This window comes from Sphingomonas sp. (assembly GCF_031372575.1).
In the GTDB taxonomy this organism is placed as follows: Bacteria; Pseudomonadota; Alphaproteobacteria; order Sphingomonadales; family Sphingomonadaceae; genus Sphingomicrobium.
Map to the genome: position 1 here is coordinate 69,605 of NZ_JANMLM010000075.1, position 18,644 is coordinate 88,248.

Genomic DNA, 18,644 nt, shown 5'->3' on the forward strand with positions numbered 1-18,644 from the left:
AAGTCGTTTAGCTTCAAAAGGTGGGTTGCTGTCCAGCACCGAACGGGGTCGATGGCGCTTTTGTTAACGCACTGTGACAGCGCTGCCACAGTGGAAATACAGCGTGATCCGGCGGCTCAACGCCCGCTGGCGGCGCGGCGTTCGGCGGCCAGGCGTTCGGCGGCAAGGCTGGCGGCGGCATCACCATAGGCTTCCTGCCGATCGACGCTCCAATAGCGCAGTTCGTCGAGCGGGATTTCGGCCTGGGTCACGGCGCAGTGCACGAAGTCGCCCGCGCTGAGCAAGCGGAAGGTGCCCGCCAGATAGTGAATCCGGGCCTCGCGCCCCCTGCCCATCAACATGGCCGTCCCATCAGCATGTCATCGCTTCCTTCACTCGTCGAACAACCCTGGTTGCGGGGCCGAACCCGGCGTCCTCGGCTTGGCCGGTCGATACGATCTTGGCGCTCCTTGCTCAACCCGCGCGCCATCGACAATGGCATCGACCGAGCCGTCGGCGAATCGCAGCGACAGCGCCGCCGCCTCGCGCGCGTCGCGCGCGTGAAGCAAGGTCTTGCCATGGCGGTCGGTGACCCGGACGAAGCCGCGCTCGAGCGGGCGCTCGGGGTGGGCGGCAACCAGCAGGCGGCCGAGCGCTTCGAGCTTGTCCTTGGCGAAGGCGATCCGTTGCTCGACCAATGGCGCGCGCAATCGCGGGGCGACCGCACCATAATCGGCGCGGGCATGCGCGGCGCGGGCGCTCAACGCACGGGGCAAGCGCGCGGCCACATCACCGAGCTTCGCCGCAATGGGTTCAAACAACAGGTTGGCGGCGGGCCAGCGATGCGCCGTCGCCTCGAGCCGTTCGCCCGCGCGCGCCGCTTGTTGGGTCAGGATGCCCCGCATCCGCAGCCCGCGATCGCGCAGCAGCGCCGCGAGCTCGGCCAGTACCGGCACCGCCATCTCCGCTGCAGCGGTCGGGGTCGGGGCGCGGCGGTCGGCGGCGAAGTCGATCAAGGTCGTGTCAGTCTCATGCCCGACCGCGCTGATCAAAGGGATTGGCGATTCGGCCGCAGCGCGGACCACGATCTCCTCGTTGAAGGCCCACAGATCCTCGATCGACCCGCCGCCACGCGCGACGATGATCAGGTCGGGCGGACTAGCCATCGCGCCGAACCCGCGAATCGCCGCCGCCACCTTGGCCGCCGCGCCCTCGCCCTGCACCGGCACCGGCCACACCAGCACATGGGTCGGGCAGCGGTCGGCGAGGCGGTGCAGGATGTCGCGGATCACCGCCCCGGTCGGCGAGGTGACGATGCCGATGGTCTTGGGCAGGAACGGCAGCCGCCGCTTCTTCACCTCGTCGAACAGCCCTTCAGCGGCTAGGCTCCGCCTGCGCTTGTCGAGCAGCGCCATCAGCGCGCCCTCCCCGGCCAATTCGAGCCGGTCGACCACCAACTGATATTTGGATCGCCCGGGATAGGTCGTTAGCTTGCCCGAGGCGATCACTTCGGCCCCGTCCTCAGGCGCGAATTGCAGCCGCGCCGCCTGCCCGCGCCACAGCACCGCGTCGATGCACGCGCCCTCGTCCTTCAAGGTGAAGTAACAATGGCCCGATCCGTGGCGCTTCCACCCCGAAATTTCGCCGCGCACGCGGACATGGCCGAACGCATCCTCGACCGTCCGCTTCAATGCGCCGGATAATTCGGTGACCGAGAATGGCGGCGAATTGTCGCCAGCCGCATCCTTGGCTAACAGACTTGGCTTGGCTAACAGGCCGGATGCGTCATCATCTTTCGGGCCGGGGTCGGAAACGCTCATGAATATCCTGCTGCTCGGGTCGGGGGGCCGCGAAGATGCGCTCGCGTGGCGGCTGAATCAATCACCAAGCTGCGACCGGCTGATCGCCGCGCCGGGCAATCCGGGGATCGAGCGCTGGGCCGAGTGCCATGCGCTCGACCCGTGCGATCCCGCCGCCTTGGTTGCGCTGGCCAAAGCGCACGCCATCGACCTGATCGTCGTCGGCCCCGAAGCCCCGCTCGTCGCCGGGGTGGCCGACGCTGCGCGCGCCGCCGGGATTGCCACCTTCGGCCCGTCCGCCGCCGCCGCGATGCTCGAAGGATCGAAGGGCTTCACCAAGGATTTGTGCGCCCGCGCGGGCATCCCCACCGCCGCGTACGTCCGGGTCAAGACCGCAGCCGCCGCGCTGGCCGCGCTTGATGATTTCTCCGTCCCGGTGGTGATCAAGGCCGACGGCCTCGCTGCGGGCAAGGGCGTGACGGTGGCCATGACCCGCGCCGAGGCCGAAGCCGCGATCTGCGCGGCGGGCGACGGGCCAATGGTGATCGAGGCGTTTCTCGAGGGGGAAGAAGCCAGCCTGTTCGCCTTGGTCGACGGCACCCGCTGCGTCGTGCTTGCCAGTGCGCAGGATCACAAGCGCGTCGGCGAGGGCGATACCGGCCCCAACACCGGCGGCATGGGTGCTTACTCTCCTGCGCCGGTGCTGACCCCTGCGCTCGAAGCACAGGCAATGCGCGAGATTGTCGAACCGACCGCCCGCGCGATGGCCAAGGCCGGCACGCCCTTCTCCGGAATATTGTTTGCCGGACTGATGCTCACGTCCGACGGCCCCAGCCTGATCGAATATAATGTCCGCTTCGGCGATCCCGAATGCGAGGCGATCATGCCGCGTATTGAGGGCGATTTCGCGGATCTGCTCCACGCCGTCGCCACCGGTGCCGATTTCGCCGCGCCGTCGCTGTCGCCAAAGCACAGCATGACGGTGATCGTCGCTGCCAGCGGTTACCCAGGCACGCCGCGCAAAGGCGGCACCATCGCCGCGCTCGACACGGCCGCGACCGACGGAACCATCATCTTCCACGCCGGTACGGCCCGCGATGGCGACCGGCTGGTCGCCAGCGGCGGCCGGGTCCTCGCCGTCACCGCGCTGGGTGAGAATTTGCGCGATGCCGCAACCCGCGCTTATCGTGCCGTCGATGCGATCGACTTCGCCGACGGCTTTCACCGCCGCGATATCGGCTGGCGCGAACTGGAACGACAAGGATGAGAAGCAGCATTGCCCTGGGAATCGGGATTGCCGCGACCCTCGCCGCAGCGACCTTCTGGCATGGGCCCGGCGGTGCTGCGGAACGCTTCGCCACCACGGCGGAACGAACGATGCGGATCACGCTCGATCATTTTGAGATGAATGCGGTCAAGGCGCGGCTGGTTCGCGGACCGCTGACCCGGCAGCTCCGTTTTTATGGCCCGGCTGACGATTTCCAGCGCGGCGAAATTGCGCGCATCGGGCTGGAGGTTCCAGGCGTGTCCTCGACCGTCTGGACCGACCGTCCTGCTCCCCGGCCTGTCCCGCTGATTGCCGAAGTCATGGCCATGGCGCTGGCCAGCTTTGCGATTGGTGCCATTCTCGCCTACATCGCCGCGCTCCGCCGCCGCGCTCGGGATGCGATCTACGAATGATGACGATCATCCACTTTTATTGGCCAATGCTGGTCGTGGCGCTGCTGATCGGCATCATCAGTGGGGTGCTGGCGTTCCGACGGCGCGGACCGATCCCGGGGAAAGATTGATGGACGTCCTGATCGCCAACTGGCCGATTGCCTTGGTTGCGGCGCTGGTCGCGCTTGCGCTGCTTTATTTCCTGCTTCGCCCTCGGCAGCGCGTGTCCTTGACCGATAGCACGCCGGTGCGGCCGCACATGGTTGCGGGAAAGTCGGCCGAGGGGCGCAATCTTGCCGATGAAGCCGCGGCGGCAGCGGCCGATGTAGCCGGTTCGATTCTGTCAGCGCGGGTCCACGACAAGCTTCCCGGCGCATCGGGGCCGCCTGACGATCTGGTGCAATTGAAGGGCATTGGTCCCAAGCTCGCCGCCTTGCTCAATCAGCATGGCATTATGCGGTTCGAACAGATTGCCTCGCTCAGCCCGGCGCAGGTCGACAATCTCGACGACATGCTGGGGGCGTTTCGCGGCCGTCTGGCCCGCGACCATGTCGTGGACCAGGCAGATTATCTCGCGCGCGGGGATATCGACGGGTTCGAGCAGCGCTATGGCAAGCTCTAGCCCGGACTGTCCCGACCTTACTTACGACCCGATCAGGACCAGGGTGCCGACCTTGGTCACAGTGAACAATTTGGCGGCGAACTTGGCCGGCAGGCGGACGCAACCGTGCGAGGCCGGCCGACCCGGGAGCATCCCGGCGTGGAGCGCGATCCCGTAATTGTCGAGACGCTGCATGTGCGGCATCGGCGCATTGTCATATTTGACCGAGCGATGCATCGGCTTCTTCTCGAGGATCGGGAAGTAACCGGTCGGCGTGTCCTTGCCCGGCTTGCCGCTGGAAATGGTGGTCACTGCGGCCAGTCGATCGCCGCGGTACAGATAGGCCATCTGGTTCGAAAGGCTGACGATCACGCGCGGATCGCCAGTGCCGACTTCATCATCCCACAGATAGTGGCCGGGCATCAGCCTGTCGACGCCGAACGTCGCGACCATATCAGCATGCGCGGCGTCAGCGGCGTCGGTTGCCTCGGCCGTGGCTTCGGGGGTTTCGACCCACGCCAAGGCGGGGGTGGCGATGGTCGACAGTGCAAGCGATCCCGTGACCGCAAGCGCAAGCGCTAGCTTCCTCATATCATTCGCTTTCATTCAATTTCGTCAGTTGAAAGCGTAATGCCGGAGGAAAATCAAAGTTCCAGTTAGTTGCGGATTGCTACTGGCTAGCGACCACCCGCTGCGCGCGACCCGCTTGATCCCGACACCACAAAAAGGCCCGCCGGATTGCTCCAGCGGGCCAATTTATCTGTGCTTCCGTCAAACCGGCCAGGCCGGTCGTCCGTCAGCCGTCACGCTTTGAGGTGCCCCGCAAAATCTCTTCTGCGGGGGATCCCTTAGCCGCGTTCCGGCTCAGGCGGCGGCGGCGGCGGCGGCGGCGGCGGCGGGCACGCGTCGGTCGCCAGGATCACCGAACCGTCCGGGCACGTCTGCGTCGCCGGAGGTGGCGGCGGAGGCGGCGGGGGCGGCGGGGGCGGAGGCGGCGGCGGAGCCGGGGTGTAGAAGTTGTACACCAGGCTCAGCAGCAGGCTGTGCGTGCGCACGCGGCCCGAGAATTCACCACCGTCGCCATCGTTGTAGCGAAGGCCGCTGGCGTTGAAGTAGCGATACTTCAGGCCGAGATCGATGTTCGGCGAAAGCGACTTGCGGATGCCGGCAAGGATCTGCCACGCGATCGCGCCATCGCTGCCGCTGAACCCAGCGGTGAACTGACGGCTGACGATCGGCACGTCGACGTTGTACTTGACCTTGGCGTAACCGAGACCGGCGCCGATGAAACCGCTCCACCCGTCTTCGTCACCGAAGTCGAACAGGACGTTGCCCATCAGCGAGTAGATGCTCAGCTTGCCATTGGCGTCGTACGGCTGGGTCGGATTGGTCGAAAAGACATAATCCGTGTCGAGCTGGACCTCGTCCACCGACGCGCGCTTGTAGCCGAATTCGGCCTCGGCGCGGACCAGACCGAAGTCATAGCCGGCGATCAGGTCGACATCGAAGCCGAGATTATGATCGATCGTGACGGCGTCGCGGACTTCCTGCGCGCCATCCTGGTAGGTAAAATCAAAATTGGAATCTTCGACGAGCATGACGCCGCCTTCGATTCCAACGTACGTCGACTTGTCGCGGGCCATGGCCGGCGAGGTCAGCGCAGCGGCTGCCACGGCGGCGAGCAAATAATTACGCATGCGGGACTCCCCTCTTTTGCATCCAATTGATGCGGATCCAGTGCTTCCTATAACGCAAAGTTGCGCGTCTGGAACGGCCTTGGGCATTTTCAAAGGCAAACGTTGCAAGTCGGCCACACTATGCGCGGCTGCGGCCTCGCGCGTCGACTAACCGCCGATTTCCGCCGGTTCTTCACGCCGCTTGCGCCGTGGCCTGGTGGCAATCAACTTGTCGATCTTGCGCCCGTCCATATCAACCACCTCGAACGACCAGTGATCGTGGGAAAAACGCTCGCCGGTTTCGGGGATATGCTTGAGCACCGACAGCGCGAATCCCGCAACCGTCGAGAAGTCGCGATCGTCCGGTATGACCATGCCGAGCCGGTCGGTCAGCATGTCGGCGCTGGCCGACCCGGAGATCAGCCAGCTGCCGTCCTCGCGCTCGACGCACGGCGGATCCTCATCATAATCGAGGTCGCTTGCAAAGGCGCCGGCCAGCGCGGCGATGATCGATCCCGGAGTCACAATCCCGTCGAGGTGACCATATTCGTCATGCACCAGCGCCAACGGCACATCGGCCGAGCGGAGCACCGCGAGCGCATCCATCGCGTCCATCAAATCTGGGACCACCGGCGCGCTTTTGAGGATCCGCTTGAGATCGAGATCGTGGCCAGCGAGCAGTTCCATCAGCAAATCACGCGCCGACACCACCCCGACGATATCGTCGACCGAACCGCGCGCCACCGGTAGCCGACTATGCGGGGTCGCCGCGAGCGCCGCATGAATTTCGTCGCGGCCGCAGCTGACATCGATCCAGTCGATCTCGGTCCGCGGGGTCATCACTTCGCGCACCGGCCGATCAGCCAGCCGGACAATGCCCGAGATGATCGCGCGCTCATTTTCCTCGATCACCCCCGAAATATGCGCTTCGGCAACCACCAAGTGCAATTCCTCGGCAGTCACCACATTCTGCGTTTCGCGTTGCAGACCGAGCGCCTTGAAGATGCCCGCGCTGGTCCGGTCGAGCAGCCACACGAACGGCGCGGTCGCCTTCGACAGCCACAACATCGGCCGCGCCATGATCGCCGCGATCGGCTCGGGCTTCCTGAGCGCGAATTGCTTGGGCACCAACTCGCCGATCACTAGGCTGGCGTAGGTGGTCAGTACAATCACCAGGAAAAAGCCGGCCGTCTCCGCCGTTTGCGGGTCGATCCCCACCAACGCCAGCCGCTGTCCCACCGGCACACCCAGTCGAGCACCAGAAAATGCACCGGCCAGGATTCCAATCAAGGTGATCCCGATCTGGACGGTCGACAGGAAGCGGCCCGGGTCCGACGCCAGCTCCAACGCGCATTTGGCGCCATTGCTGCCGCTCTTGGCCATCGCCTTCAATCGCGCCTCGCGCGCGGAGACGATCGCCAGCTCGCTCATCGACAGCACGCCGTTGATCGCGATCAGCGCGAGGATCAGGATCAGGTCTAGCCAGGGGAATGGGAGCAGGGGCTGGTTCATTGCGTCACCGTCGCCCTAGCCGCTGCGTACCGCCGACGACAAGGCTCCGTCATGGTCGGCGAGTCGCAAAGAACGCCTTGAGCTGGCCCGCCGCTTCAGCCTCGCCAATCCCTGAAAACACCTCCGGCCGATGGTGGCAGGTCGGCTGGCCGAAGATCCGCGGGCCGTGGAGCACCGCGCCACCCTTGGGATCCTCGGCCGCAAAGGTGAGCGTCGCGATTCGCGCCAGCCCGATCGCTGCCGCGCACATCGCGCATGGCTCCAATGTCACCCACAATGCGCAACCATCGAGTCGCGACGTCCCCAGCGCTGCCGCCGCGCCGCGAATCGCGACCATCTCGGCATGCGCTGTCGGATCGTTCGACCCGCGCATCATGTTGCGCGCCTCGGCCACGATCCGCCCGTTCATGGTGACCGTTGCTCCAACCGGCACTTCGCCCGCCGCCGCCGCCTCTGCCGCAAGCGCAAGCGCGCGCCGCATTGGCTCGGGCAGCGGGAAGCCGCTCAAGACGTTACTGGGCTGGAGCAGGCGCTGGTGCCGGAGCCGGCGCAACCTGGTTGGCCCCCGGGTTGCGGACTTCGATCGTCGGCACCGGCACCGAGACATTGGCGCTGCGCGTTCCGACCGCGACCGTCCCGGTCTGGACTTCGAATTTCGGGGCCTGACCGCCGGTCGCGGTGATTCCGTTGCCGGTCACTTCGATGCCGGGCGCTTGCGCCGGACTGGTCTGCATGAAGCTGAGCAGGTTGAGCTTGATTGCGACGATTACCGCCAGCACCGCGACGATCAGGATTAGGAAAATCTTGCGCATTCACTTGCCCTCCAAACAGGTTGGCACCGGCCTAGCGGTTGACGAAGGCCGAGTGCAAGGGTATCGGGCCACGCTTTCCGGACGCAATTTCGTTCGTTCAACTCAGGATAGTCATTATGTCGCGCGTTTGCGAGCTGACCGGCAAGGGCCGGCTGGTGGGAAACAATGTTTCCCACGCCAATAACAAGACCAAGAAGACGTTCCTGCCGAATCTGCAGAACGTGACCTTGTTGTCCGATTCGCTCGAGCGCAGCGTCAAGCTCAAGGTCTCGACCCACGGGCTTCGTTCGGTCGAACATGTCGGCGGTCTCGATAATTGGCTGGCCAAGACCAACGACGCGAAATTGAGCCTGCGCGTTCGCCGCCTGAAGCGCGAGATTTCGAAGAAGGCACAGCCTGCGGCGGCCTGACATTATTGGCGGGGCTGATCGCCTCGCCAATCGAGCGCCACAAGTAACGTCGGCACGCGTCGGCGAAAATCATTGTCGGTCATCACCCATAGTCTGATCCCCCCGCCGGTCAGCGGCTCGGCGGCAATCGCCTCGGCATTGTCGAGCCGCCCAAGTGCGAGATTGGCGAGCGGCTTGAGAGTCGGCTGATCGAGCAACACCAGCCGCGACGAGAATCCCGTCGGGCTGAAATTTCGTGCCACCACCACGACCCGCGCATCGGGCATGAGCACGGCATCCGACCATCGGCCGAATGGATTGTCCAAGGCGATTCGCCTGACCCCGTCTGCACCGATCCGCACCATCTCGTCGCCATTTTCGGGAAACAGCAGCAAGCCATGGCGGTCCGACACCGCGCCTTCCGCGCCCTTGTTCGCCAGCCAGCCCAGCGGCTTCAAGTTCACTTTCTGGATCACCCGTTGGAAATCGCGATCGAACAGCCAGGCCGCATGGCGATTCTCGAACCCGACCCACCAGCCGCGCCCGTCATGATCGAGCGCCAGCGCTTCACTGTCGCGCCCGGCCTTGAAGAAATTCGGCCCCGGCCCCTCGGGCAGGTCGCGAAACTCCGCCATTCCCCTTGCCGCCACCGGCTTGGGCAATCGGACCATCACCCCCGAATCAGTCAGCGCGAGCAGCGCGCCGCGATCGACCGCCAGCGCCGACACCCCGCCCATTCGCGGATCGGCCGATGTCACGTGCCACGCCCCGGCGACGGTCAGCGGCGCAAAGCCCGCGGTGTCGAGCGCAACCGCTTCGAACCGCACCGCCGCAACACCATCGGCGCCCGGCGCGCGATCGGGCAATCCCGCCAACCAGCGATGGGCGCCGAGCACCATCAGGGCCACGATCAACCCGTTGAAAAGGCTCGATTTGATGAATGAATGCTGCAAGGCTCGTTCAGCCTTCCGACGCCGTTACTGATGCATAAGTCATTGCATTGGCGGGGTTTATCCCCCTTTTCCTCGCCACCGATGTTGGCCATGAGCCAATCAGTACCCTCGCGTCGCGTAACGAGGGGGGCCCGGAGCGAGTAATTGCTCCGGGCCCAATTTTCTTCCCCACTACAGTCATCGCCGCTCGAACAGGCCGGCAAGCTGCTCGATCAGCGCGCCGCCCAATTGTTCGGCATCCATGATCGTTACCGCGCGGCTGTAATAGCGAGTCACGTCGTGGCCGATGCCGATGGCCGACAGTTCGACGTTCGATCGCCCCTCGATCCACCCGATCACTTGCCGCAAATGCTTTTCGAGATAGCTTCCGCCATTGGCCGACGCGGTCGAATCGTCGACCGGCGCGCCATCGCTGATGACCATCAGAATTCGCCGTTCCTCGGGCCGCGCGAGCAACCGCCGGTGCGCCCACAGCAATGCCTCGCCGTCGATATTCTCCTTGAGTAACCCCTCGCGCATCATCAGCCCGAGGCTCTTGCGCGCGTGGCGGTATGGCTCGTCGGCGCGCTTGTAGATGATGTGGCGAAGGTCGTTGAGCCGGCCCGGGGTCGCCGGCCGCCCTTCGGCCAACCACGCTTCGCGGCTCTGCCCGCCCTTCCACGCCCGCGTCGTGAAACCGAGGATCTCAGTCGTCACCCCGCACCGCTCCAGAGTCCGCGCAAGAATATCGCCGCACATCGCCGCAATCGAAATCGGCCGCCCGCGCATCGACCCGCTATTGTCGATCAGCAACGTCACCACCGTGTCGCGAAACTCGGTCTCGCGCTCATTCTTGTACGACAGGCTGTGGCTGGGGGAGACGATCACCCGCGCCAGCCGCGCCGCATCGAGCAAGCCTTCTTCCTGGTCGAAGTCCCAGCTGCGCGCCTGCTGCGCCATCAGCCGCCGCTGCAACCGGTTGGCAAGCCGCGTGACGACGCCAGACAGGCTCGCCATCTGCTGGTCGAGATAGGCGCGCAGTCGGATCAATTCCTCTTCGTCGCAAAGCTCGGCGGCGGGAAGCACTTCGTCGAACCGGGTCGTGAACGGCGCATAATCGCCGGTCGGCTCATCCAGCCAGTTGCGCCGCGCGGGGCCAGCCCGCGCCTGCTCGCCATCATCGTCGCCGCTCGACTGGTCGCTATCCTCGCCCTCCAGATCCTGGTCGGCCTGGTCGTCGGCCTGGTCATCGCGATCGGCCTGTTCGGAGCGCATCTCCATTTCGCCGCCCTCGGGACCGCCATCTTGCTGCTGGTCGTCGCCGTCGTCGGGGCCGTCATCCTCGCCCTGATCCTCGTCGCCCGCATCCTCCGGCTCCTCCGCCAGCGGCTCGGCCTCAGAATCGAGCTCGAGATCCTCGAGCAACCGCCGCGCCATCTCGGCAAAGGCGCGCTGGTCGTCGATCGTCAGCGCCAGTGCGTCCAATTCCTGGCCGGCCTTCTCCTCGATCCAGTCGGCGACCAGTTTCAGCCCCGGCTCGGCCGCGCTTGGCGGAGCTGCCCCGGTCAGCCGTTGCCGCGCGATCAACCCGACCGCGGTCGCCAGCGGCACTTCCTCCGCGGTCCGCGCCCGGCCGATCGCGTCGGACCGCACTCGCGCCTCGACATGCCGCTCCAGATTCGCGCGCACCCCGGCCATGGTCCGCGATCCCAGCGCCTCGACCCGCGCCGTCTCCAACGCGTCGAACACCGCGCGCGCCGCCGAATCGACCGGCGCGACCGACTGGTTGAGCGCCATGTCGTGAAATCGCAGCCTGAGCGCCGCCGAATCCGCCGCCCCGCGCGCTTCGGCGACCAGCTGCGGCTCAAGCCCCGGCCCGGGCGATACGACACGCGCGACCTTGCCCGGCGCACCCCCGCTGTCGCTCGCAAATTGCACGTCGGCCTCTGCGTCACGCGCAATCGCGCGCGATGCGCTGGCCAAAGCGCTGCGGAATCGGTCGAGGGTGGATGCGGCCATGATTGTGCTTTCGATGTGCCGCCGCGCCCCCGTCAGGTCAACGCCGCAGCGCGCTTAAACTTTTTGCTAAGCATGGCGGGGCTAAGACAGGCGGGTGAACAAGGGGTGGAACTGATGTTCGGCGGAAGTGGCTTCTCAATGTTGGCGATCCCGCTGGCGATTGGCGCGATCATGACCGCGCTTCGCTTCTGGATGTTCTATGCCGGGACAAGCGCGATCCGCGGCGCCCGAATGAGCCGGATTGCCGAATCGGACGGCCACTTGTCGTTCGACGAACGAATCGCCGAGCGCATGCGCGAGCTGGACCGCGAGACCAAAGCCGCGAACCCGGCCCCTGCGCCGTTCGCATCGCCGCCGACTTCAGGCCCAACCGGCTCCACCAGGGGCTTCGGCCGCCGCCAGATCTAGACGCGCTTGGCCAGACTCTCGGGTAGGTCCACACCGAACACGCGCTGGTAATATTCGGCGATGATCGGCCGTTCGCTCTCGTCGCATTTGTTGAGGAACGACACCCGGAAGGCATAACCGACATCGCCGAAGATCAGGGCGTTCTGCGCCCAGCTGATCACCGTGCGCGGGCTCATCACGGTCGAAATGTCGCCATTGATGAAGCCTTGGCGCGACAGATCGGCGACCTTGACCATCTGGTCGACCTGCGCCTTGCCGCCGACATTGTCATATTCGCCCGACTTGGCGAGAACGATCTGCGCCTCGGTCGCGGCGGGGAGGTAATTCAACGTCGCGACGATGTTCCAGCGATCCATCTGGCCCTGGTTGATCGCCTGCGTGCCATGATACAAACCAGTGGTATCGCCCAGCCCGACCGTGTTGGTGGTCGCGAACAGGCGGAACCACGGGTTGGGTCGGATCACGCGATTCTGGTCGAGCAGGGTCAGCTTGCCCTCGGTTTCGAGCACCCGCTGGATGACGAACATCACGTCGGGCCGCCCGGCATCATATTCGTCGAACACCAGTGCCACCGGATGCTGCAATGCCCACGGCAGCAGGCCTTCGCGGAATTCGGTGACCTGCTGGCCATCCTTCAAAACGATCGCGTCGCGCCCGACCAGGTCGATCCGGCTGATATGCGCATCGAGGTTGATGCGGACGGTGGGCCAATTCAATCGCGCCGCAACTTGCTCGATATGGGTCGACTTGCCGGTGCCGTGATAGCCCTGGATCATCACCCGCCGGTTGCGCGCGAAGCCGGCGCAGATCGCGAGCGTGGTGTCGGGGTCGAACACATAGGCCGGGTCGAGATCAGGCACGCGCTCGTCGGCCTCGCTGAACGCGGGCACTTCCATGTCGCTGTCGATCCCGAAGGCGTCGCGGGCCTTCACCATCTTGTCAGGGACGGCGAGGATGGTGTCTTCGCGGCTGTCGAGGGTCACGTTGGGGATATTGGTCATGGGGCTGCCTTAAGCACTTCGCCCGACCGCCTCAACTCCCGACCTTCGGCGGAAGCACGAACAGATTGACGAATTTCTCTGCCACCGCGCGATCGCCACTGATTCCGAGCATGTCGAGCGGTGCGCCCCCGTAAACGACAGCGGCGAGCGCGGTCGGCGGGGCGGAAATGATTGCATCGCACTGCTCGACCGGCCCCTGGGCGATCTTGATCCGTCCCTTGCGGACGCGCGCGACATAGCGGTCCTTCCCGAACACGAACCCGATCCTGGCGTCGACTTTGCGCGCGCGCTTCTCGTCGATCATCGTCCGGAACGACAGCAGGATCGACACCCCGCTCAGCGGCAAGGTCGGATCATGGAGCGGCGATCGCGCCGCCCACCGCCCTAGCGCCTGGATCACCGGCTCGGCCTCCAGCCCCCACTCGGTCGCTTCATAAACTTGTGCGTTGGCCGGCGGCGGCAGCATCCGTCGGCGCACCAGCCCGCGCTCCTCCAGCTCGGCCAGCCGCTGGGTCAGCACGTTCGCGCTCAACCCCGGCAGGTCGGCGCGCAACTGCGAGAACCGCCGTGGCCCGAGCAGCAATTCGCGCAACACCAGCAGCGCCCAGCGTTCGCCGATCAGCTCCAGCCCATGCGCCGTCCCGCAAGAATCATCGTAACGTCTTTTCTCTGTAGTAGTTAAGTTATCTAACCTCATAGTTGCATTATATGACTTTCATCGGCTAATGACAAGCTCGTTCGAGTCGCGAAAGGAGCAATCTCATGGCCTATATCGACGGATTCCTGATCCCCGTTCCGAACGACAAGAAAGAGGACTACCTGGCCCAGGCGCGCGCTTCCGCTCCGATCTTTACCGATCTGGGCGCGACCCGGATCGTCGAAACTTGGGGCGATGACGTCAAGCCGGGCAAAGTTACCGACTTCTTCCGCGCCGTCGCCGCCGAGGAGGGCGAGAATGTGGTTTTCTCATGGATCGAATATCCCGACAAAGCGACCCGCGACGATGCCAACAAACGCATGATAGAAGACCCGCGCTTCGAAGCGCTTGGCGACATGCCGTTCGACGGCAAAAGAATGATCTTCTCCGGCTTCGTGCCGATCTTCGACAGCCAAGGAGAATTGGCATGAGCTATATCGATGGAATCATCCTTCCGCTCCGCGACGAGCATCTCGACGAATATACGGTGGGCGCCGAGAAATTCGCGCGCAAGGCGAAGGAGCAAGGCGCGCTCGGCTCGTTCGAGGCGATCGGCGATGGGCTCAAGCATGGCAAGGTCACCGATTTCTACAAATCGGTCCAGGCCGAGGACGGCGAGAATGTCGTCTTTTCCTTCGTCCTGTGGCCCGACAAGGCGACTCGCGACGCCGGCTGGGAAAAGCTCATGGCCGACCCCGAAATGCAGCCCGACCAGATGCCGATGCCGTTCGACGGCAAGCGCATGTTCTGGGGCGGGTTCAAGCCGTTCGTGAATTCAATCCAGCTCGGCAATGCGGAGAAGAAAGATGCCTAACCCGGAGGGCAGCTTCATCTGGTACGAACTGATGACCCCCGATCCCGACTCGTCGAAGGCGTTTTACGACGCGGTCGTCGGGTGGACCATCGAGGCTCAATCGTCCGCCCCCGGCGGCGCGATCGATTATCGCATGATCACGCGCGCCGATGGCGGCAATGTCGGCGGCATCCTCAAGCTCGATCAGGCGATGCAGGATCATGGCGCGCGGCCGATGTGGCTCGGCTATCTTTACGCCGAAGATGTCGATGCTCGCGTCGCGGCGATTGGAGCCGACGGGGGAAAGGTGCTGATGCCACCACACGATGCGCCGGGCATCGGCCGATTCGCGATGGTAACCGATCCTGTCGGTGTGCCCTTTTATCTGATGAATCCGACCCCGCCCGAGGGCCGCGAAGATGCCGCCAGTGACGTCTTTTCGGTCGACCAGCCGCAGCATATCCGCTGGAACGAACTTTCAACCACCGATCCCGACGGCATGATCGACTTCTACACCCGCCACTTCGGTTGGAATCAGGAAGGCGAAATGGACATGGGTCCATTGGGCAAATATTGTTTCCTCCAGCATGCCGGCGTTGGCATCGGGGCGGTCATGCCGAAGATGCCGCAGCAGCCGATCAGCGCCTGGACCTAGTACATCGGCGTCGAGGACATCGATCGCGCATTAGCCGCCGCCAGGGCTGGTGGCGGCCAGGTGACGGTCGATCCAATGGAAATCCCCGGCGGCGAATTCTCGGCCAACGGCATCGACCCGCAAGGCGCTGCCTTCGGTCTCGTGGGCCCGCGCAAATCTTAGCAGGAGACAAAAAATGAGCGGCAAACTGACCACTGTCCTGTGGTTCGATCGTGGGCAAGCGCGCAAGGCGGCGGAATTCTACGCCGCCACCTTCCCCGACAGCCACGTCGGACCCGCGATGACCGCGCCGGGCGACTATCCCAGCGGGCAGAAAGGCGATGAATTGCTGGTTGAATTCACCGTCCTCGGCCGCGCTTTCGCCGGCCTCAACGGCGGCCCTAACTTCACGCCCAATGAGGCGGTCAGCTTGATGGTCGTGACCGACGACCAAGCCGAAACCGACCGATACTGGAATGCGATCATCGGCCATGGCGGCGCGGCCAGCGAGTGCGGCTGGTGCAAAGATCGCTGGGGCTTTTCGTGGCAGATCACCCCGCGCGTCTTGCTGGAGGGTAATGCCAATGCCGACCCGGCCGTCGCCAGGCGCGTGTTCGCGGCGATGATGACGATGCAGAAAATTGATGTTGCGACGATTGAAGCGGCCATCGCCGGGCAGACCACCGATGCGTAAAATCATCGCCGCCGCCTTCGTTTCGCTCGACGGTGTGATGCAGGCCCCCGGCGGTCCGACCGAGGATCCGCAGGGCGGATTCGACCAGGGCGGCTGGATGTTCAAAATCTGGGACGAAGGGATCGAGCCAACGCTCGGATCGCTCTTTTCCGGTGACTATGATCTCCTGCTGGGACGGCGAACCTATGACATTTTCGCGGCTTATTGGCCCTATGCAGAAGGCGACAATGCGCCAATGGGTGAAGCCTTCGACCGCGCCAATAAATATGTCCTGACGCGCGGCGCACAGCCGCTCGAATGGCAGAACAGCCATCGCCTCGCCGGGGTCGAAGACGTGACTGCGATCAAGGCGGGCGAGGGCCAACGGATCGTCATCCAGGGGTCGTCCACCATCTACCCGACACTGCTCGCCGCAGGCCTGATCGACGAGCTCACCCTGATGACTTTTCCAGTCACGCTCGGTCGCGGCAAACGATTGTTCGGGGAGGGGACTACGGCCGACATGCTCGAGATGACCGACCATCGAGTCACTGCGAAGGGCACCATCATCGCCACTTACCGGCCTGGCGGAAAGCTGCCACCCTACCCCGCCGAAGCGCCGATCCCGGTCACCAGCGAGCGCGAAATCGCCCGCCAGCAGCGCATCGCAGAGGGCAGATGGTAATGCTTTCCCTCTACGCTCACCCGTTCAGCAGCTATTGCTGGAAAGTCCTCATCCCGCTCTACGCCGACGGCACGCCGTTCGATTACCAGAATGTCGACCCGGCTTTTCCGGGTGTGATGGACGCGCTCAACCGGCTGTGGCCGATTGGGAAATTCCCGTTGCTGGTCGACGATGGCGAAGTGATCGCCGAAACCACGTCGATCATTGAGCATCTGCAGGCCTGTCATCCCGGCCCAAACCGCTGGATCCCGGTTGGTGCAGAAGGCCGCCGTGTGCGCTTCCTCGACCGTTTCTTCGATCAATATGTGATGAACGCCGCGCAGCCATCGGTCACCCATGCGATGCGCCCCGAAGGCCGGGGCGACGCGTACGGCGCCGAGCAGGGCATCAAGCTGCTGCGCACCGCTTATGACTGGCTCGACGCCAATCTGCCCGACAGTTTATGGGCCGCAGGCGACACCTTCACCCTCGCCGACTGCGCCGCTGCCCCGTCCTTATTCTACGCCGACTGGGTCGAGGCCATCGGCCCGTCCCGCCCGCGCCTCGCTTCCTATCGCGCCCGCCTCCTGGCCCACCCTGAAATCGCGCGAGTAGTCGACGAGGCCCGCCCCTATCGCGCTTACTTCCCGCTCGGCGCGCCCGATCGCGATTGACGTTGTCATGTAACTTTGTATCATAAGCATTCCTGTCCGGGAGAAGCCACATGCGTTTGATCGTCCTTCCAGCCGCCGCCCTCCTTGCCGCCTGCGCGCCATCCGTACCCGATCCGCGCGGGGTCGATCATGACGAGACTTTGCTCACCGTCAGCGCGACCGGCCGATCCGAGACCCGTCCTGACGAGGCGAGCGTCACGGTTGGGGTCAATTCGCAAGGCGCAACTGCGGCCGAAGCAAGCAGCCTCAACAACGCCAAGATGGCCAAGGTCGCCGCCGCGCTCGCTCGCTTCGGGGTCAAGCCCGACGATATGCAGACCAGCAATCTCTCGCTCGGGCGGGTCGATTACGGCAAGGAGCGTGGCCGCTTCAACGCCAGCAACAATGTCGTCATTCGGCTGCGCGACATGGGCAAGGTCGGCGAAGCGGTTGCGGCTACGACCGATGCCGGCGCCAATCTGGTTTCGGGTCCGAGCCTGCGCGTTACCGACGCCGAGAAAGCCAGCCTGTCGGCTTATGGCGCCGCCTACAAAGCCGCCCGCGTTCGCGCCGAAGCTTATGCGGCGGCGGCGGGGATGAAGATCAGCCGCGTGCTCGCCATCCGTGACGGCGGGCAATCGGGGGGAGAGCCACAGCCGATGGTCCAGACGATGGATTCCGAAATGGCCGCGCCCATGCCCGTATCCTCGCCGCCCCCGCCGTTCAATCCGGGGGTCAATTCAAGCACCGTCGCCGTCCGGGTTGATTTCGCGCTGTCCAATTAAGCAGCGAAGGCGCGGCTGCCCTTGAGCAACTGATAGGCCTCGATCGCCTTGCCCAGCTTGGCCTCAAACCCGCGGTCGCCGCCGTTGCGGTCGGGGTGGTAACGCCGCACCAGTTCCGAATAACGCCGCCGCAGCGCCATTCGGTCGGCGTCGTCCTTTAAGCCGAGCACGCCCAGCGCGCTGCGTTCGGCGGCGGTGAAACGGTCGGGACGAGCGCGTTCCACCCCCGGCCGGAACCGCGCCGAAATTGCGTCCAGTGGATCGGCAAAGTCATTCCACGCCGGGCCCGGATTGCCGCCCGCCGTCGCGAATGCGCGCGTCTGGCGTTCCCACCCGGCGATCGGCGATTGCGCGGCCTCGATCTGGTCGGCGCTCATCCCGGCGAAATAATTGTAGCGCGCATTGTGGGCGCGGACATGATCGAGGCACAGATACAGATAATCCCCCGGCCCGTCGAAGTCGCCCGGGCTCAGCGGCGCTCGAAATTCGCCCGCCTCGTCGCAGCCCGGCACCGCGCAATGCGCCGCCGCTCCCTCGATCCGCCCATGCCATTTGCTCGCCTTGCTGCTCATTCCCTTCTATATAATCCAAATGACCAGCATCGCCACCGCCCCGGAGTCGGCCAACGCGCCCGTCGCCACCCAGATCAAGCAACGGCTCGTCGCTGCTTTGGCCCCGACCCGGCTCGATCTCGACGATCAGAGCGCATCGCATGTTGGCCATGCCGGCCATGATGGCCGCGGCGAAAGCCATTTCGCACTGACCATCGAAAGTGCGAGCTTCGCCGGAATGAACCGCGTCCAGCGCCAGCGCGCGGTTTATGCCGCGCTCGGCGATTTGATGGTCGAACGCGTCCACGCCCTTACCATCAGGGCAATCGCGCCGGGCGAATGAACCACCGATTATGCTGTCCTTCAGCCAATCAGCGATGGCATGGGGGATCAAGCCGAGTCGGGCG

Annotated in this window: 25 protein-coding genes; 13 read left to right on the forward strand and 12 right to left on the reverse strand. The window is 64.7% G+C overall.

Translation table 11 applies throughout. The features are described 5' to 3' along the window. Positions 1 to 116: 116 nt before the first annotated feature. Together RMN73_RS07145 and xseA are read right to left on the reverse strand one after the other, a co-directional pair. Positions 117 to 341 carry a DUF2093 domain-containing protein gene (locus tag RMN73_RS07145; protein WP_309602630.1) on the reverse strand — a complete coding sequence of 75 codons (225 nt, stop codon included), beginning with the start codon at positions 339 to 341 and terminating at the stop codon, positions 117 to 119. Positions 342 to 371: 30 nt separating this feature from the next. Beyond that, entirely contained in the window at positions 372 to 1,799 is a 1,428-nt protein-coding gene (xseA, locus tag RMN73_RS07150; RefSeq protein WP_309602631.1) for an exodeoxyribonuclease VII large subunit, read from the reverse strand. Between xseA and purD the strand changes: the two genes are divergently transcribed. From purD to RMN73_RS07165, 3 genes are all read left to right on the forward strand, one after another. Then, on the forward strand, positions 1,798 to 3,045 hold the full coding sequence (gene purD / locus RMN73_RS07155; RefSeq protein WP_309602632.1) for a phosphoribosylamine--glycine ligase: 1,248 nt from the start codon (positions 1,798 to 1,800) through the stop codon (positions 3,043 to 3,045). The genes xseA and purD overlap by 2 nt on opposite strands. Beyond that, positions 3,042 to 3,458, forward strand: coding sequence for a hypothetical protein (locus RMN73_RS07160; RefSeq protein WP_309602633.1), 417 nt, complete (start codon positions 3,042 to 3,044; stop codon positions 3,456 to 3,458). The genes purD and RMN73_RS07160 overlap by 4 nt, the downstream gene beginning before the upstream one ends. A 109-nt stretch (positions 3,459 to 3,567) precedes the next feature. Continuing rightward, entirely contained in the window at positions 3,568 to 4,059 is a 492-nt protein-coding gene (locus RMN73_RS07165; RefSeq protein ID WP_309602634.1) for a hypothetical protein, read from the forward strand. 21 nt (positions 4,060 to 4,080) lie between these two features. On the opposite strand, the gene RMN73_RS07170 is transcribed toward RMN73_RS07165, so the two are convergent. From RMN73_RS07170 to RMN73_RS07190, 5 genes are all read right to left on the reverse strand, one after another. Beyond that, positions 4,081 to 4,629 carry a L,D-transpeptidase family protein gene (locus RMN73_RS07170; RefSeq protein WP_309602635.1) on the reverse strand — a complete coding sequence of 183 codons (549 nt, stop codon included), beginning with the start codon at positions 4,627 to 4,629 and terminating at the stop codon, positions 4,081 to 4,083. A 257-nt stretch (positions 4,630 to 4,886) separates the two neighbouring features. Further along, the gene (locus RMN73_RS07175) at positions 4,887 to 5,735 is read right to left on the reverse strand and encodes an outer membrane beta-barrel protein (protein ID WP_309602636.1); all 849 of its coding nucleotides are present in this window, start codon (positions 5,733 to 5,735) and stop codon (positions 4,887 to 4,889) included. Between the two features lie 147 nt (positions 5,736 to 5,882). Next, positions 5,883 to 7,226 carry a hemolysin family protein gene (locus tag RMN73_RS07180; RefSeq protein WP_309602637.1) on the reverse strand — a complete coding sequence of 448 codons (1,344 nt, stop codon included), beginning with the start codon at positions 7,224 to 7,226 and terminating at the stop codon, positions 5,883 to 5,885. A gap of 49 nt (positions 7,227 to 7,275) precedes the next feature. Next, positions 7,276 to 7,707, reverse strand: coding sequence for a nucleoside deaminase (locus RMN73_RS07185; RefSeq protein ID WP_309602638.1), 432 nt, complete (start codon positions 7,705 to 7,707; stop codon positions 7,276 to 7,278). A 31-nt stretch (positions 7,708 to 7,738) separates the two neighbouring features. Continuing rightward, on the reverse strand, positions 7,739 to 8,038 hold the full coding sequence (locus RMN73_RS07190; protein ID WP_309602639.1) for a hypothetical protein: 300 nt from the start codon (positions 8,036 to 8,038) through the stop codon (positions 7,739 to 7,741). Between the two features lie 116 nt (positions 8,039 to 8,154). Here RMN73_RS07190 and rpmB point away from each other — a divergent pair, with 116 nt between their 5' ends. Further along, on the forward strand, positions 8,155 to 8,448 hold the full coding sequence (gene rpmB / locus RMN73_RS07195) for a 50S ribosomal protein L28 (RefSeq protein ID WP_309602640.1): 294 nt from the start codon (positions 8,155 to 8,157) through the stop codon (positions 8,446 to 8,448). Positions 8,449 to 8,450: 2 nt separating this feature from the next. On the opposite strand, the gene RMN73_RS07200 is transcribed toward rpmB, so the two are convergent. After that, positions 8,451 to 9,335 carry an esterase-like activity of phytase family protein gene (locus RMN73_RS07200; protein WP_309602685.1) on the reverse strand — a complete coding sequence of 295 codons (885 nt, stop codon included), beginning with the start codon at positions 9,333 to 9,335 and terminating at the stop codon, positions 8,451 to 8,453. A gap of 222 nt (positions 9,336 to 9,557) precedes the next feature. Beyond that, positions 9,558 to 11,378: a cobaltochelatase subunit CobT gene (gene cobT / locus RMN73_RS07205; protein WP_309602641.1), complete on the reverse strand. Its 1,821-nt coding sequence runs from the start codon at positions 11,376 to 11,378 to the stop codon at positions 9,558 to 9,560. A gap of 114 nt (positions 11,379 to 11,492) precedes the next feature. Here cobT and RMN73_RS07210 point away from each other — a divergent pair, with 114 nt between their 5' ends. Beyond that, entirely contained in the window at positions 11,493 to 11,786 is a 294-nt protein-coding gene (locus RMN73_RS07210) for a hypothetical protein (protein WP_309602642.1), read from the forward strand. On the opposite strand, the gene cobS is transcribed toward RMN73_RS07210, so the two are convergent. Together cobS and RMN73_RS07220 are read right to left on the reverse strand one after the other, a co-directional pair. Beyond that, positions 11,783 to 12,787, reverse strand: a complete 1,005-nt coding sequence (gene cobS / locus RMN73_RS07215; protein WP_309602643.1) for a cobaltochelatase subunit CobS — start codon at positions 12,785 to 12,787, stop codon at positions 11,783 to 11,785. The genes RMN73_RS07210 and cobS overlap by 4 nt on opposite strands. Before the next feature lie 31 nt (positions 12,788 to 12,818). Then, a complete protein-coding gene (locus tag RMN73_RS07220) occupies positions 12,819 to 13,484 on the reverse strand; it encodes a winged helix-turn-helix transcriptional regulator (protein ID WP_309602644.1) in 666 nt (221 codons plus the stop codon). A 65-nt stretch (positions 13,485 to 13,549) separates the two neighbouring features. On the opposite strand from RMN73_RS07220, the gene RMN73_RS07225 reads away from it, so the two are divergent. The 7 genes from RMN73_RS07225 (at position 13,550) to RMN73_RS07255 (ending at position 17,686) form a co-directional block, all read left to right on the forward strand. Further along, a complete protein-coding gene (locus RMN73_RS07225) occupies positions 13,550 to 13,915 on the forward strand; it encodes a DUF1428 domain-containing protein (protein ID WP_309602645.1) in 366 nt (121 codons plus the stop codon). Continuing rightward, entirely contained in the window at positions 13,912 to 14,298 is a 387-nt protein-coding gene (locus tag RMN73_RS07230) for a DUF1428 domain-containing protein (RefSeq protein ID WP_309602646.1), read from the forward strand. Before RMN73_RS07225 ends, RMN73_RS07230 begins: the two co-directional genes overlap by 4 nt. Continuing rightward, the gene (locus RMN73_RS07235; RefSeq protein ID WP_309602647.1) at positions 14,291 to 14,932 is read left to right on the forward strand and encodes a VOC family protein; all 642 of its coding nucleotides are present in this window, start codon (positions 14,291 to 14,293) and stop codon (positions 14,930 to 14,932) included. Before RMN73_RS07230 ends, RMN73_RS07235 begins: the two co-directional genes overlap by 8 nt. A 175-nt stretch (positions 14,933 to 15,107) precedes the next feature. Then, complete coding sequence (locus RMN73_RS07240) at positions 15,108 to 15,605, forward strand: VOC family protein (protein ID WP_309602648.1); 498 nt, start codon at positions 15,108 to 15,110, stop codon at positions 15,603 to 15,605. Beyond that, positions 15,598 to 16,269 carry a dihydrofolate reductase family protein gene (locus RMN73_RS07245; RefSeq protein ID WP_309602649.1) on the forward strand — a complete coding sequence of 224 codons (672 nt, stop codon included), beginning with the start codon at positions 15,598 to 15,600 and terminating at the stop codon, positions 16,267 to 16,269. Before RMN73_RS07240 ends, RMN73_RS07245 begins: the two co-directional genes overlap by 8 nt. Then, positions 16,269 to 16,922 (forward strand): glutathione S-transferase family protein, encoded by a 654-nt coding sequence (locus RMN73_RS07250; protein ID WP_309602650.1) that lies wholly within the window; start codon positions 16,269 to 16,271, stop codon positions 16,920 to 16,922. The genes RMN73_RS07245 and RMN73_RS07250 overlap by 1 nt, the downstream gene beginning before the upstream one ends. A gap of 50 nt (positions 16,923 to 16,972) precedes the next feature. Then, positions 16,973 to 17,686, forward strand: a complete 714-nt coding sequence (locus tag RMN73_RS07255; RefSeq protein WP_309602651.1) for an SIMPL domain-containing protein — start codon at positions 16,973 to 16,975, stop codon at positions 17,684 to 17,686. On the opposite strand, the gene RMN73_RS07260 is transcribed toward RMN73_RS07255, so the two are convergent. Then, complete coding sequence (locus tag RMN73_RS07260; protein WP_309602652.1) at positions 17,683 to 18,258, reverse strand: J domain-containing protein; 576 nt, start codon at positions 18,256 to 18,258, stop codon at positions 17,683 to 17,685. The two genes, RMN73_RS07255 and RMN73_RS07260, sit on opposite strands and share 4 nt — an antisense overlap. A 19-nt stretch (positions 18,259 to 18,277) precedes the next feature. On the opposite strand from RMN73_RS07260, the gene RMN73_RS07265 reads away from it, so the two are divergent. Continuing rightward, entirely contained in the window at positions 18,278 to 18,580 is a 303-nt protein-coding gene (locus RMN73_RS07265; protein WP_309602653.1) for a BolA family protein, read from the forward strand. Positions 18,581 to 18,644: the final 64 nt, after the last annotated feature.